Source organism: Streptomyces meridianus (assembly GCF_023703325.1).
GTDB classification, from domain to species: Bacteria; Actinomycetota; Actinomycetes; order Streptomycetales; family Streptomycetaceae; genus Streptomyces; species Streptomyces meridianus.
Genome location: NZ_JAMQGM010000018.1, coordinates 42,621 through 55,302, shown reverse-complemented (window position 1 = coordinate 55,302; position 12,682 = coordinate 42,621). Strand labels below are relative to the sequence as shown.

The window sequence follows — 12,682 nt, the reverse complement described above, 5'->3', positions numbered from 1 at the left end:
CTCAGCGGCCCGCGCCCCCGCCCGGCGGGGACTGGCCCGAACCGCCCGAGGCCAGGCCGGCCGCCATCACCGCTGCCTGCACGCGTCGCTGCACGCCCAGCTTCGCCAGCAGCCGCGAGATGTGGTTCTTCACCGTCTTCTCGGACAGATAAAGCTTCCTGCCGATCTGCCGGTTGGTGAGCCCCTCGCCGATGAGAGCCAGGATCTCCCGCTCCCGCGGCGAAAGCCCGGCCAGCGGCTGGTCGGTCTCCTGCTCCCGGGCGTCGGGACCGCGCAGGCTGCTCATCAGCCGCGTGGTCGTCGCCGCGTCGAGCATCGACTGGCCCGAGGCGACGGTGCGCACCGCCGAGACCAGGTCGGATCCGGTGATCTGCTTGAGCACGTATCCCGAGGCGCCCGCCATGATCGCGTTCAGCAGGGCGTCGTCGTCGTCGAACGACGTGAGGATGAGGCAGGCCAGGTCCGGCATGCGCGAGCGCAGCTCCCGGCAGACCTCGATGCCGCTGCCGTCGGGCAGCCGGACGTCGAGTACGGCCACGTGCGGACGCAACGCGGGCCCCCGGGCGAGCGCGTGGTCGATGGTCCCGGCCTCGCCGACCACCTGGATGTCCGGCTCGGCGTCCAGCAGGTCCTGCAGGCCGCGCCGGACGACCTCGTGGTCGTCGAGCAGGAAGACTCTGATCGGCTTCTCCGGGGAGAACACCCGCTCCTCCGACATCTGCGGCCCCTTGCCCGTGGCTGTGCGATGACACCTATGAGAGATCATGGCCCGCCCGTTCGCCCGCCGACCAGGGCCGAACGGGCCACGACCTGCGCTGCCGGTCCCGCCCCGGCTCAGCCGAATCCGGGGACAACCATGGCGAGCCACACCACCGCGGGCACGACGGCGACGACGATGCCGCCGTAGACCATCAGCTGACGGAAGAACCGGTCGCGGTCGACGTCGGGAGCGGCGGCCAGGACGAGCGCTCCGTTGGTGGAGAAGGGGCTCACGTCCACGACGGTCGCCGAGACCGACAGAGCGGTGATCATCCCGATGGCACCGATGTGCCCCTGGGCGAGGAACGGCACAGCGAGGGGGATCAGCGCGCCCATGATGCCGACCGAGGAGGCGAAGGCGGAGACGATCGCCCCGATGTAGCAGAGCAGCAGTGCGGCGAGCAGCGGGACACCTATGCCGCTGACGCCCCTGCCGGCCCAGTCGATGGTCCCCATCTCCTCGAGCACGCTCACGTACGTCAGCACACCGCAGATCAGCAGCACCGTCGGCCAGGTGATGCTGCCGACCGCCTTCCGGCTGACGTCGGGCCAGAAGATGCTGAGCACGACGGCCAGGGTGATGGCGGTGAGCCCGGCGTCGAGGTCGAACACGAGCACCGCCACCACCAGGGCCACCAGGGCCACCAGCGTGGCGGTCCGCTGCGGGGAGAGTCGGCCCTTGCCCGGGCTCTCCTTCTCCTGTGATGCGGAACCCGCCCTGGACACAGCGGAGTTGTCCGCGGACATGACCTCGGTGTCCCGACCGGAGAGTTTCAGGCCACCGCAGACCACGAACACGATCGCGGCGATCAGCAGGTTGACGACGAGACTGCCGAGGAACAGGACCAGGGGGCTGCCGGGGAGGTCCTCCCGGGCGACGATTCCGTTGACGATGGAGCCGTAGATGCTGATCGGGGAGAATCCGCCGCCCTGGGCGCCGTGCACCACCATGGCTCCCATGAGCAGGGGGCTGATGCCGTGGCGGGCCGCGGAACTCAGCGCGATGGGGGCCACGATCGCGACCGCGGCCGGGCTCACCGCTCCGATGGCGGTCAGCAGGCCGGTGACGGCGAACATGACCCATGGGATGAGGACGACGCGGCCGCCCACGACACGCAGTGATGCCGCGACGAGCCAGTCCGTGGTGCCGTTGGCCCGGGCGATGGCGAAGAGGTAGGTGATGCCGACAAGTACCACGAACAGGTCGCCGGGGAAGCCGCCGAAGATGCCCTCTGCATCGAGCCCGGCGACGAGTTCGCCCACTCCGAAGGCGGCTGCGAAGGACAGGGCGCCCATGTTCACGGATCTGGTGGTGGCGATCACGAAAACCGCCACGAGCACGACGATCGATATCAGTTCAGCAGACATCAAGGGCTCCCGTCCCTGGGTCCGGGTCCTGCGCAGGCAGTTGGAAAGTGGCTGAGTGGCCAGGCCACAGTTGTGGGTGCCGCAGACGCCTGTCAATGCATGGGAACGGATTGATCCACCGAGACGCCGTGGTCCCGCTGTTACGCTGCTGACTTCCGGTCAAACGGTGTACGGAGGGGGCTGGGTGACCGACGCACTGAGACCGATGATGCGGATGCGCCTGTACGAGCAGGTGCTGGAACGGCTGCGCGCCTACGTCGCCGAGTCATCGCTCGGCGCCGGCGACCGGCTGCCCCCGGAACGCGAACTGGCCGGGCGGCTCGGCGTCAGCCGGGTTTCGGTGAAGCAGGCGATCGTCGTACTGGAAGCCCAGGGTCTGGTGGAGGCACGGCACGGCGGTGGCACCTACCTGCTGCGCGACACGCTCGACGTGGAGCCGGTGCGCCAGCTCATCGAGCGCCGCCGCCGGTTGCCCGACGTACTGGAGGCGAGGGAGGCGCTGGAGACCAAGCTCGCCGCACTCGCCGCCGAGCGCCGGACCGAGCAGGACCTCCGGGACCTGCGCGCGGCAGTCGAGCTCATGGCGGACGACATCGCAGCCGGGGCCCACGGTGCCGAGGGCGATCGGCGCTTCCACGCCGCGGTGACGGCTGCCGCGCACAGCGCACTGCTCGCCGAGTTCATGCGCTCCATCGCGGAGCAGATCGCCGAGAGCCGCCACGAGTCACTGCGGCAGCCGGGCCGGCCCGCACGGTCGCTCGCCCAGCACCGGCGCATCCTCGAGGCCATTGCCGGTTCCCGCCCCGGGGAGGCGGCCGCCGCGATGCGCCGTCACCTGCGCACGGTCGCGAAGGTCCGTCTCCTGGAGTGGGATCCCGAGACCGGGACCCGCTGACCCGGCCCTTCCTGTTCCGCCCGGGCAGATACACCGGATGCCCCCCGGCGCCATCGGGGTGCCTCCGGACGGCTGACCTGCCGTCCCATCGGCCCAGCCGTCCGGCCTCCCGGCTGTCGGCTGCTCCCGCCCCGGTTCACCCTGCGGTCAGAAGAACCCGACAACGGGGGGCCAAGGGAGCTGTCCAGACATGGCGTTTCGGTGGCGCAGAACCCGGATCACCCTCGGCGGCCTCGCCCTGGGGGCGTTGGCCGCGTGCTCGGCGGGCGGCGGCATACCCGACGGCCCGGCGGCGTCGGGGCGGGCCGCACCGGCCGACGGCCGCCGCACGTCCTTCACCGTCGTCGCGACGGGCGACGTGATCCCCTATCCGTCGATCATCCGTCAGGCCCGCCAGGACGCCGGAGGCGACGGCTACGACTTCCGCCGGATCCTGGACGGGGTCAGGCCCACCGTCGAGAAGGCCGACCTGGCGATATGCCACGCGGAGACGCCCTACGGTCCGCCCGAGGGCCCGTTCACCGGCTATCCGCTGTTCATCTCCCCGCCCCAGCTGGCCGATTCGCTCAGGGCGACCGGCTACGACAGCTGTTCCACCGCCTCCAACCACACGCTCGACGGGGGTACGAAGGGACTCGAACGCACCCTCGACGCGCTGGACGCGGCCGGTGTGGCCCACGCGGGCTCGGCCCGCACCCGGGCGGAAGCCGGCCGGCCGGCCCTGTTGCAGGCTGGCGGGGCGCAGGTCGCCCACCTGTCGTACACCTACGGCACGAACGGCATACCGCTCCCCGAGGGCAGGCCCTGGGCGGTCAACCTGCTCGACCCCGGCCGTGTCATCGCCGACGCGCGGGCCGCCCGCCGGGCGGGTGCGGAGGTCGTCCTGGTCAGCCTGCACTGGGGCACGGAGTGGCAGGAGGCCCCGGACGAGCAGCAGCTGCGGGTGGCGAGGAAGCTGACGGCCGCCCGGACCGGCGGTCTCCCCGACATCGACCTGCTGATCGGGACCCACAACCACGTCCCGCAGCCCTACGAGAAGGTCAACGGCATCTGGGTGGTGTACGGGCTCGGGGACCAGGTGGCGAGCTTCGTCCCCGAGAAGTACCGGGGCAACGACGGTTCCATGGCCCGCTTCACCTTCGAACCGGACGGCCGGCGCTGGAAGGTCTCCGGCGCCGAGTTCCTGGTCGGGCACTCAGATGTCGGCCCGCCGTTCCGCGTCGTCACCGCGAGCCCCGGCACGGGCGATCCGGAGGTCCGGGAACGGGTGCGCGAGGCGGTGCTGAGCCGGGGCGCGGCGACGGACGGCCTGCGGGAGGGGCGTTGAGCTCTCAGCCGGCCTACTCGGCCGCGTGGGGGTTGAGCACTCCCGCGCTGACCAGAGCGAAGATGAGGATGCCGAGCAGGATCCGGTAGATCACGAACGGCATGAAGCTCTTCGTGGTGATGTACTTCATGAACCAGGCGATCACGGCGTAGCCCACCACGAAGGCGACGATCGTCGCGAAGACGGTGGGGCCCCAGGACACGTGGCCCTCACCGGCGTCCTTCAACTCGTAGGCGCCGGAGGCCAGGACGGCCGGGATCGCCAGCAGGAACGAGTAGCGTGCGGCGGCCTCGCGGGTGTAGCCCATCAGCAGGCCGCCGCTGATCGTCGCTCCCGACCTCGAGACTCCCGGTACGAGTGCCATGGCCTGGCACACGCCGAAGATCAGACCGTCCCTGACCCCGAGTTCTGCGAGGGTCTTGCGCTCGCGCACCGCCCGGTGCCGGCCGCCTGCTTCGTCGCGTGCGGCCAGCCGGTCCGCGACACCGAGCACGATGCCCATGACGATCAGCGTCGTGGCGGTCAGCCGCAGATCGCGGAACGGCCCCTCGATCTGGTCCTTGAGCGTCACGCCGAGGACGCCGATCGGGATCGAGCCGATGATGACCAGCCAGCCCATCCGTGCGTCGTGGTCGGACCGGGCCTGTCGGTCGTACAGGGACCGGAACCAGGCGGACAGGATGCGTCCGATGTCCTTGCGGAAGTAGATGAGGACGGCCGTCTCCGTGCCGATCTGCGTGATCGCCGTGAAGGCGGCGCCGGGGTCGTGCCAGTCCGCGAAGGCCGCGGTGAGGCGCAGGTGGGCGCTGGAGGAGATGGGCAGGAATTCGGTGAGCCCCTGGACGAGCCCGAGGATCAGTGATTCGAACCAGGACATGGCGGAAGGTATTCGTCCTCGGGGATCGACGGAGAGGTCGCCTCAGATGCTATGGCGTGAGGGGACGGGCGTGGGCAGGGGGTCCTCCACGGCCGGATCGGGCGTGCGTGCCGCGGCGCGACCCCGGGCCCGCCAGGCCAGGAATGCCGCGGCGATCCCGGTCAGGGCGATGAAACCCGCAGAGAGCAGGAAAGCGGGTGACGTGGGACTCGACGCCTCGCTGCCCGCGACGACGTAGGCGGCGGTGTTCGGGACGCTGCCCAGGGCGGTGGCGATCAGGAACGGCGTCCAGCGCACCCGGGAGACCGCGGCGCAGTAGTTGGCCAGCGCGAACGGCAGTCCCGGGGCCAGGCGTACCGCGATCATCGAGCGGAAACCGTGCCGGCTGAGCTGCCGGTCGGCCGCGAGCAGCCAGCGTCCCCGCAACAGGGGGCGCAACGCCGCCTGGCCGAGTCCGCGCCCGAGGGCGAAGGCGATGGCTGCCCCCACGACGGTGCCGCCCAGCGCCGCCCCCAGGCCGAGCATCGGGCCGAACAGCGCCCCGGCTCCCAGGTTCAGCAGGGTCCGCGGCACCAGGGCGGCCGTGCAGAGGCCGTAGCCGACGGCGAAAACCCCGGCGGCCGGAAGGCCGGAGAACCGAGGGGGCCAGCCGTCGGCGAGGAGGTGCTGCGGCTCGTACACCACCAGCCCCGTCGCGGCGCACGCCAGCAGCACGACCAGCAGTGCCAGTCGCGACCAGGGGGAGAACAGCGCACCGGAGCACCGGGCGGCGGGACCGGGTGGCTGCGTCGTGGCTTCGAGCATCAGCCGGAGGCTATCCGACCGGAGCCCCGCTGCGACGTCATGATGCGCTCATATGACGAAATCCACCCGCCGTGCCCCGCGCCGGCGCGATCGGAGCCGGCTCCACAATGGGAGGGTGACCGAGCAGACCCCCGTGAGCAGAGCCGTCGACCACGGTATCGCCAAGTTGATGCCCGACGTGGACCGGAGCCGGGCCTGGCTGCTCACCGTGGACGGCGCCCCGCAGTCGTACGTCGACCTCGACGACCCGGCGCACCTGGAGTTCGAGTACACCCGCCGGCTCGCCCACGTGCTCGACACCACAGGGGAGCCCGGCTGCCCGCTCGATGTCGTCCACCTCGGCGGCGGGGCGCTGACCCTGGCCCGCTATGCCGCCGCCACCCGTCCCGGATCCCGGCAGACCGCCGTGGACAACGACCGGGGGCTCCTCGGCTTCGTGGCCGAATTCCTGCCCCTCGCCGACCCGGACGGGATCACGGTGCACGCTGCCGACGCCCGCTCCTGGCTGGAGCAGGCGCCACCGGGATCGGCGGACGTGATCGTGAGTGACGTCTTCGGCGGCAGCCGGGTGCCCGCCCATCTCGGCTCGATCGAGTACGCCCGTGCTGCCGCGCGCGTCCTGCGCCCCGGTGGCGTGTACGCGGCGAACCTCGCGGACACGGCTCCCTTCGGCTTCGTGCGTCCCCAACTCGCGTCCCTGGCCGCGGTCTTCGGGCATCTGTGCCTCATGGCGGAGCCGTCGGTCCTGCGGGGCAGGCGCTTCGGCAACCTCGTCCTGGCCGCATCCCGCCGCGAACTGCCCCTGGCCGCGCTGACCCGCCGCACCGCCGCGGACGCCTTCCCCGCACGCGTCGAACACGGTGCGGCCCTGTGGCGGCTGATCGCGGGCGCCGAACCGGTGCACGACGACCGTGCCGTCGCCTCGCCGGTGCCGCCGGAGGGCGCCTTCGGCGTGGGCTGACCGGGTGCGTTCCCCGGTGGCGCCCGCCACAGCAGGGTGTGGTTGCGGCCGGGTGGGACACCGGGTGACCGGGGCGTGCGGAGTCGCGCCGATGTGGCCCCCGCGGCACTGCCGAGAAGCTTCTACTCGTTGGTAACCTTCCGCCATGTCCGAAACCCTGCCGTCGATCGGCGAGATGATGGCGGCCACCGTGCCGATGGCCCGCACCCTCAACCTCGAGTTCACCGAGGCCACCCCCGAACGGGCCGTGGTCCGGCTTCCCGACCAGGACGACTTCCACAACCACGTCGGCGGCCCCCACGCCGGCGCGATGTTCACGCTGGCCGAGTCCGCGAGCGGTGCGATCGTCCTCGCCGCGTTCGGCGACCAGCTCTCCCGGGCCGTCCCGCTCGCGGTGCGGGCGGAGATCGGCTACCGGAAACTCGCCATGGGTCCGGTCGCCGCCACCGCGACCCTCGGCCGACCGGCAGCCGACGTCGTCGCCGAACTCGATGCCGGCGAACGGCCCGAGTTCCCGGTCGAGGTGGCCATCACCCGTGAGGACGGAGCCGTCACGGGTGAGATGAGCATCACATGGACGCTGCGCCCCAACTCGTGAGTAACGCGGCGGCGACCGCCCTCGGCCTGGAAAGCCGTCCGGGATGCGCCACTTGTCCCACCGGCCCGATCCAGTAGTCTTCCCGGCGTGCGCCACCGAGGCGCACTGACGGGGGTCGTCTGTGCGGGAGGAAACCGGCGGTGCACGTCCAGGAATGGCTCGAGACCGTACCGGCGGTCGCTGTCTACGCATTGGTCGGAATCGTCATCGGCCTGGAAAGTCTCGGCATCCCGCTGCCCGGTGAGATCATCCTCGTCAGTTCGGCGTTGCTGGCCTCGCAGAACGACGCGATCGATCCCGTGGTCCTGGGCTCCTGTGCCGTTGCCGGCGCCATCATCGGCGACTCCATCGGCTACGCCATCGGCCGCAAGGGCGGAAAGCCGCTCCTGACCCGGCTGGGCCGCAGGTTCCCGAAACACTTCGGCCCGGCCCAGGTCGCGACGGCCGAACGCTCCTTCGAGAAGTGGGGCGTGTGGGCCGTCTTCTTCGGGCGTTTCGTCGCCCTGCTGCGCATTTTCGCCGGCCCACTCGCCGGCGTACTGCGGATGCCGTACTGGAAGTTCCTCATCGCCAACGTGCTCGGCGGCATCGTCTGGGCGGGCGGGACGACCGCGGTGATCTACTACGTCGGCATCGTCGCCGAAGCGTGGCTGAAACGCTTCTCCTGGCTGGGTCTGGTCGTCGCCGTGCTGTTCGGGCTCACCTCGTTCCTGGTCGTCCGCAGCCGGTCGAAGAAGGCCGAGGCCCGGCAGGCGCAGGAGCGGGATCCGGTTCCGGCCGCCGACTGAGCCCCGGAGGGGCGGCCGAGCCGGCGCCCGGTGCAGGCTCAGCCCCCGGACGCCGCGCTGTGCTTGCCGGCCAGTTCCACGTAGACGGCCGCGTTGAGCTCCAGCCCCGCGCGCTCCTCGGCCGTCAGCTCACGCCGGACCTTCGCCGGGACCCCGGCGACGAGCGAGCCGGGCGGCACCTCCATGCCCTGCGGCACCAGCGCCTGCGCCGCGATCAGTGAGCCGGTTCCGATCCGGGCGCCGTTCAGCACGGTTGCGCCCATGCCGACCAGCACGTCGTCCTCGACGGTGCATCCGTGCAGGACGGCGTTGTGGCCGACGGACACCCGGTCGCCCACCACCACGGGGAACCCCGGATCGGCGTGCACCGTGCAGTTGTCCTGGACGTTGCTCTGCGAGCCGAGCGTGATGGAGTCGCCGTCCCCGCGCAGCACCGCGTGGTACCACACGCTCGAACCCGCGCCGAGGGTCACGTCCCCCACCACCACCGCGGTCGGGGCGGCGAACGCCTCCGGGTGAATCCGGGGTTCCTTGCCGTCGACGCCCCTGACCCATGCCCGTTCCGTCATACCGTGCTCCTCGTGCCGTTGCCGGTGTTGCCCGAGGAACCGTAGGCGATGGGCGGCGGGGGCGGACGGGCGGGCTGGGGGCAAGATCACAGGCCGGCACCGGCGCCCCGGGGCATTCGGCCGACTACGGTGTCTGGGTGCCGACCCACAGGAACGTGTTCTCCTCGCTCGCGGCGTTGCCCGGCCGGGCGGCCTCGTCCGCAGTCCACCGCATCTGGCGCCGGATCCAGCGGGCCGGGTCGGTCTCCGCGGAACATCCCGGCCCCTTCCGCTTCCGCCGGATCGGGGCGGGCACCCGGCTCGCCTTCCCGCAGGGCACGGTGTTCGGCGAGCAGTGGATCGAGCTCGGCGCGTGCTGCATCATCGGCGAACAGGTCACCCTGACCGCCGGCATGATGCCGGGCCTCGACCTCGGGCCCGACCCGGTGGTCAGGCTGGGCAACGGGGTCGTGATCGGGCGCGGCAGCCACGTCGTCGCCTCACGCTCCGTCGTGATCGGCGACGACGTCTTCTGCGGCCCCTACGTCTACATCACCAGCGACAACCACTCCTACGACGACCCCGAACAGCCCATCGGCCGGCAGTGGCCGCGCACCGCCCCCGTCGAGATCGGCCCGGGCAGCTGGCTGGGTGCCGGGGCGGTCGTCCTCCCGGGAGCGCGCCTGGGGCGCAACGTGGTGGTGGCCGCGGGCGCGGTCGTCCGCGGTGAGGTGCCCGACCACGCTGTCGTCGCGGGGGCTCCGGCGCGCATCGTCCGTCGCTGGGATCCCGGGACGGGCTGGCAGCCTCCGCTGCGCACCCCTGCGCCCGTCCCGCTCCCGGAGCACATCACCCCCGAGCAGCTGGCCGCGCTCGGTGATTTGGCCGCCGGGGCGCCCGAGCCGGGCACACTGGACCTGTCGGAGCGCTGACTGCGCCGAGCCCAAAAGGAGTGCGGGGAGTGAACGACCGTACGCTGCGCATCCTGCTGGCCGCGGTGGTGGCCCTGCAGGGGATCGCCCTGCTCGTCTACGCCGCGCGCAGGTTCTGATCAGCCGGAGGCCAGCAGAAGGGTGCCGAACAGGGCGATGGCGGCTCCGGTCGTCTGGACGCCGAGGAGACGCTCCTTCAGCACACCCCGGGCGGCGAGCGCGGTGATCACCGGGTAGAGCGAGGCGAGGACGGCGGCCACGGTGACCGGCCCGCTCCGCGCCGCGAGGGCGTACGAGCCGTTGGCCGCCACGTCGGCCAGACCGACGAAGGCCAGAGCGGGCAGCGCGGACCACAGCACCCGCACCCCCTCGGCCGGAAGGGCCGCCGCGCCGCGCCGGACGGACACGGCCAGCGCCGCACCGCCCACCACGACGTTCGTCAGGCGCTGCACGAACAGGGCGAGGAAGAGACCGGTGAGCGTGGACGACGACTCCGCGATGAGCACCATGACCGCACCGAAGCCGAATGCGGCGACGAGGGTCAGCATGATCGTCTGCCGCTGGACCGGGGCGCCGCGCAGCTGGGGCCCTCCGGCGAGGACCACGCCGGCCACGGCCAGCAGGATCCCGAACGCCTGTACCGGGCCGGGGCGTTCGCCGAGCAGCAGGCCGATGCCGACGGGGACGGCCACCCCCACGGAACCGAGCGGCGAGACGACGCCCATCGGCCCGAGGGACAGGGCGCGGTAGAAGCAGAGCATGGCGACCGGGCCCACCACCCCGGCGGCCACTGCGTACCAGAGCCGGGCGTCGGCCTGGGTCCACGCGCTGGAGGCGACGACCACGACGCCCAGGACCGCGGCGGCGATGGTCTGCGACACGACGACCACGGTGAGGGCCGGGCTGCGGCGGGTCAGCATGCCACCGCCGAAGTCCGCCAGACCCCAGAGCAGGCTGGTGGCGAGTGCGAAGACTGCGGTCACGTCATCCCTCCCAGTACAATGTGATGGACGGTGCAGTGCAACGCACCGAAGTTCAATAGACTGAACTATAGCATTCAATGAAATGGACGCAACGTGACGGACCTCGATCACCTGACCAAGGCGCTGGCCAGAAACGTCAAGCACTGGCGCACCGAGCGCGCCTTCACCCTCGAGGCCCTGGCGGCCCGGGCGGGCGTCAGCCGCGGGATGATCATCCAGATCGAGCAGGCCCGGACGAACCCCAGCGTCGGAACCACCGTGAAGATCGCCGACGCGCTCGGCGTGAGCATCACCACCCTGCTCGACTACGAACAGGGCTCGGCGGTGCGGATCGTTCCGGCAGACCGGACGGTGCGCATGTGGTCGACCGAGGCCGGCAGTTCGACGTCCCTGCTGGTCGGTGCCGAGAACCCCGGACCGCTCGAGATGTGGTCCTGGCGGCTGATGCCGGGGGAGGGCAGCACCTCGGACCCGCATCCGTCCGGGACGCACGAAATGCTCCACGTCACGGCCGGTGACATCACCCTTGCCGTCGGAGGGGAGGAGTACCGGCTCGCCGCGGGCACGTCGGCCACGTTCGAGGCGAACCTCCCGCACGGCTACCGCAACGACGGCCGGGTCCCAGCCGAGATGATCATGACGGTCGCGATTCCGCCGGTGCGCTGAACCGGTCCGGTCGCCCGGGCCCGTCCGCGCAGCCCGGGCGGCCGGACCGGAACGCCACGATCAGCCCAGCCGCGGGATTTCGATCGCCGGGCAGCGGTCCATGACCATGTCGAGACCCGCCTCCCGGGTCCGGCGGTAGGCCGCCTCGTCCACGACCCCCAGCTGGAACCAGACCGCCTTGGCGCCGATGCCCGCAGCCTCGTCGGCGACTGCTCCCGCGAGGTCGCTGTTCACGAAGACATCGACCACGTCCACCGGGAAGGGGATGTCCGCGAGCGAGCGGTAGCCCTGTTCCCCGTGCACCCTCTCCGCCTTCGGGTGCACCGGCACGATGCGCTTGCCGTACCGCTGGAGCGCCCGCGCCACCCCGTACGCCGCGCGGCCCGTGTTGCCGGACAGACCGACCACGGCCCAGGTGTCTCCGGTGGCGGTCAGGATGCGGCGGATGACCTCTGTCTCTGACGTATCGGCATACATGTCCGCTCAACCTCTGGGCGGTCGGGTCCATTCCAGCCCATAGGCTGGTGACATGCAGGAGCAGTACCGCACGGTCGGCCGCGAGGGTGTGTCCGAGACCGAGATCAAGAAGTCGCGCTTCCTGGCCACGCTGGCACCAGCCGCAACCGAGGAGGAGGCCCTGGCGGTGATACGGCGCGTCCGTGGACAGCACGCGGGCGCGAACCACAACTGTTTCGCGTACGTGATCGGCCCCGGTGGCGTCATCCAGAAGTCCAGTGACGACGGTGAACCGGGCGGTACGGCCGGCGTCCCGATGCTCCAGATGCTGATGCGCCGCGAGGTGCGGGACACCGTCGCCGTCGTCACCCGCTACTTCGGAGGCGTCCGGCTCGGCGCGGGTGGTCTGATCAGAGCCTACGGCGGAGCGGTCGGCCACGCCCTCGACGAGATCGGGACCGTCGCCCTGCACCCGTTGCGGCTGGCCACCGTCACCGTCGGCCACCAGCAGGCCGGCCGGCTCGGGAACGATCTGCGGGCCGCCGGGCACTGCGTCCGCGCCGTGCACTACGGCGAGTGCGTCACGATCGAGGTCGGAGTGCCCGACCACCGCACGGACGCCTTCCGTTCCTGGCTCGCCGACGCGACCGCCGGTGCGTCCGGACTCGAGCTCGGCGAACTGACCTACATGGAGAACTGAGCCGGGCGTGCCCCGCCGCC

At 71.5% G+C, this 12,682-nt stretch carries 15 protein-coding genes; 8 read left to right on the top strand and 7 right to left on the bottom strand.

What is annotated here, in order from left to right; genetic code table 11:
* Position 1: 1 nt before the first annotated feature.
* Entirely contained in the window at positions 2-718 is a 717-nt protein-coding gene (locus tag M1E25_RS08590; RefSeq protein ID WP_251412181.1) for a response regulator, read from the bottom strand.
* A 116-nt stretch (positions 719-834) separates the two neighbouring features.
* Positions 835-2,127, bottom strand: a complete 1,293-nt coding sequence (locus M1E25_RS08585; protein WP_251412179.1) for an SLC13 family permease — start codon at positions 2,125-2,127, stop codon at positions 835-837.
* Positions 2,128-2,311: 184 nt separating this feature from the next.
* Here M1E25_RS08585 and M1E25_RS08580 point away from each other — a divergent pair, with 184 nt between their 5' ends.
* Complete coding sequence (locus tag M1E25_RS08580) at positions 2,312-3,022, top strand: FadR/GntR family transcriptional regulator (RefSeq protein WP_251412177.1); 711 nt, start codon at positions 2,312-2,314, stop codon at positions 3,020-3,022.
* Positions 3,023-3,212: 190 nt separating this feature from the next.
* Positions 3,213-4,349 (top strand): CapA family protein, encoded by a 1,137-nt coding sequence (locus tag M1E25_RS08575; protein WP_251412175.1) that lies wholly within the window; start codon positions 3,213-3,215, stop codon positions 4,347-4,349.
* 13 nt (positions 4,350-4,362) lie between these two features.
* On the opposite strand, the gene M1E25_RS08570 is transcribed toward M1E25_RS08575, so the two are convergent.
* Complete coding sequence (locus tag M1E25_RS08570; protein WP_251412173.1) at positions 4,363-5,226, bottom strand: undecaprenyl-diphosphate phosphatase; 864 nt, start codon at positions 5,224-5,226, stop codon at positions 4,363-4,365.
* Positions 5,227-5,268: 42 nt separating this feature from the next.
* Positions 5,269-6,030 carry a TVP38/TMEM64 family protein gene (locus M1E25_RS08565; RefSeq protein WP_251412170.1) on the bottom strand — a complete coding sequence of 254 codons (762 nt, stop codon included), beginning with the start codon at positions 6,028-6,030 and terminating at the stop codon, positions 5,269-5,271.
* A gap of 115 nt (positions 6,031-6,145) precedes the next feature.
* Between M1E25_RS08565 and M1E25_RS08560 the strand changes: the two genes are divergently transcribed.
* From M1E25_RS08560 to M1E25_RS08550, 3 genes are all read left to right on the top strand, one after another.
* Complete coding sequence (locus tag M1E25_RS08560; protein WP_251412167.1) at positions 6,146-6,991, top strand: spermidine synthase; 846 nt, start codon at positions 6,146-6,148, stop codon at positions 6,989-6,991.
* 145 nt (positions 6,992-7,136) lie between these two features.
* Positions 7,137-7,589, top strand: a complete 453-nt coding sequence (locus M1E25_RS08555; protein ID WP_251412165.1) for a DUF4442 domain-containing protein — start codon at positions 7,137-7,139, stop codon at positions 7,587-7,589.
* Between the two features lie 140 nt (positions 7,590-7,729).
* Positions 7,730-8,377 (top strand): DedA family protein, encoded by a 648-nt coding sequence (locus M1E25_RS08550; RefSeq protein ID WP_251412163.1) that lies wholly within the window; start codon positions 7,730-7,732, stop codon positions 8,375-8,377.
* Between the two features lie 38 nt (positions 8,378-8,415).
* Here M1E25_RS08550 and M1E25_RS08545 read toward each other — a convergent pair whose 3' ends face one another.
* Positions 8,416-8,946 (bottom strand): gamma carbonic anhydrase family protein, encoded by a 531-nt coding sequence (locus M1E25_RS08545; RefSeq protein ID WP_251412161.1) that lies wholly within the window; start codon positions 8,944-8,946, stop codon positions 8,416-8,418.
* Positions 8,947-9,083: 137 nt separating this feature from the next.
* Between M1E25_RS08545 and M1E25_RS08540 the strand changes: the two genes are divergently transcribed.
* Positions 9,084-9,857: an acyltransferase gene (locus tag M1E25_RS08540; protein WP_251412159.1), complete on the top strand. Its 774-nt coding sequence runs from the start codon at positions 9,084-9,086 to the stop codon at positions 9,855-9,857.
* 119 nt (positions 9,858-9,976) lie between these two features.
* Here M1E25_RS08540 and M1E25_RS08535 read toward each other — a convergent pair whose 3' ends face one another.
* Complete coding sequence (locus M1E25_RS08535) at positions 9,977-10,840, bottom strand: EamA family transporter (protein WP_251412157.1); 864 nt, start codon at positions 10,838-10,840, stop codon at positions 9,977-9,979.
* Between the two features lie 93 nt (positions 10,841-10,933).
* Between M1E25_RS08535 and M1E25_RS08530 the strand changes: the two genes are divergently transcribed.
* The gene (locus tag M1E25_RS08530) at positions 10,934-11,506 is read left to right on the top strand and encodes a helix-turn-helix domain-containing protein (protein ID WP_251412156.1); all 573 of its coding nucleotides are present in this window, start codon (positions 10,934-10,936) and stop codon (positions 11,504-11,506) included.
* Positions 11,507-11,566: 60 nt separating this feature from the next.
* Here M1E25_RS08530 and M1E25_RS08525 read toward each other — a convergent pair whose 3' ends face one another.
* The gene (locus M1E25_RS08525; RefSeq protein ID WP_251412153.1) at positions 11,567-11,983 is read right to left on the bottom strand and encodes a CoA-binding protein; all 417 of its coding nucleotides are present in this window, start codon (positions 11,981-11,983) and stop codon (positions 11,567-11,569) included.
* 52 nt (positions 11,984-12,035) lie between these two features.
* On the opposite strand from M1E25_RS08525, the gene M1E25_RS08520 reads away from it, so the two are divergent.
* Positions 12,036-12,662, top strand: coding sequence for a YigZ family protein (locus M1E25_RS08520; RefSeq protein ID WP_251412151.1), 627 nt, complete (start codon positions 12,036-12,038; stop codon positions 12,660-12,662).
* Positions 12,663-12,682: the final 20 nt, after the last annotated feature.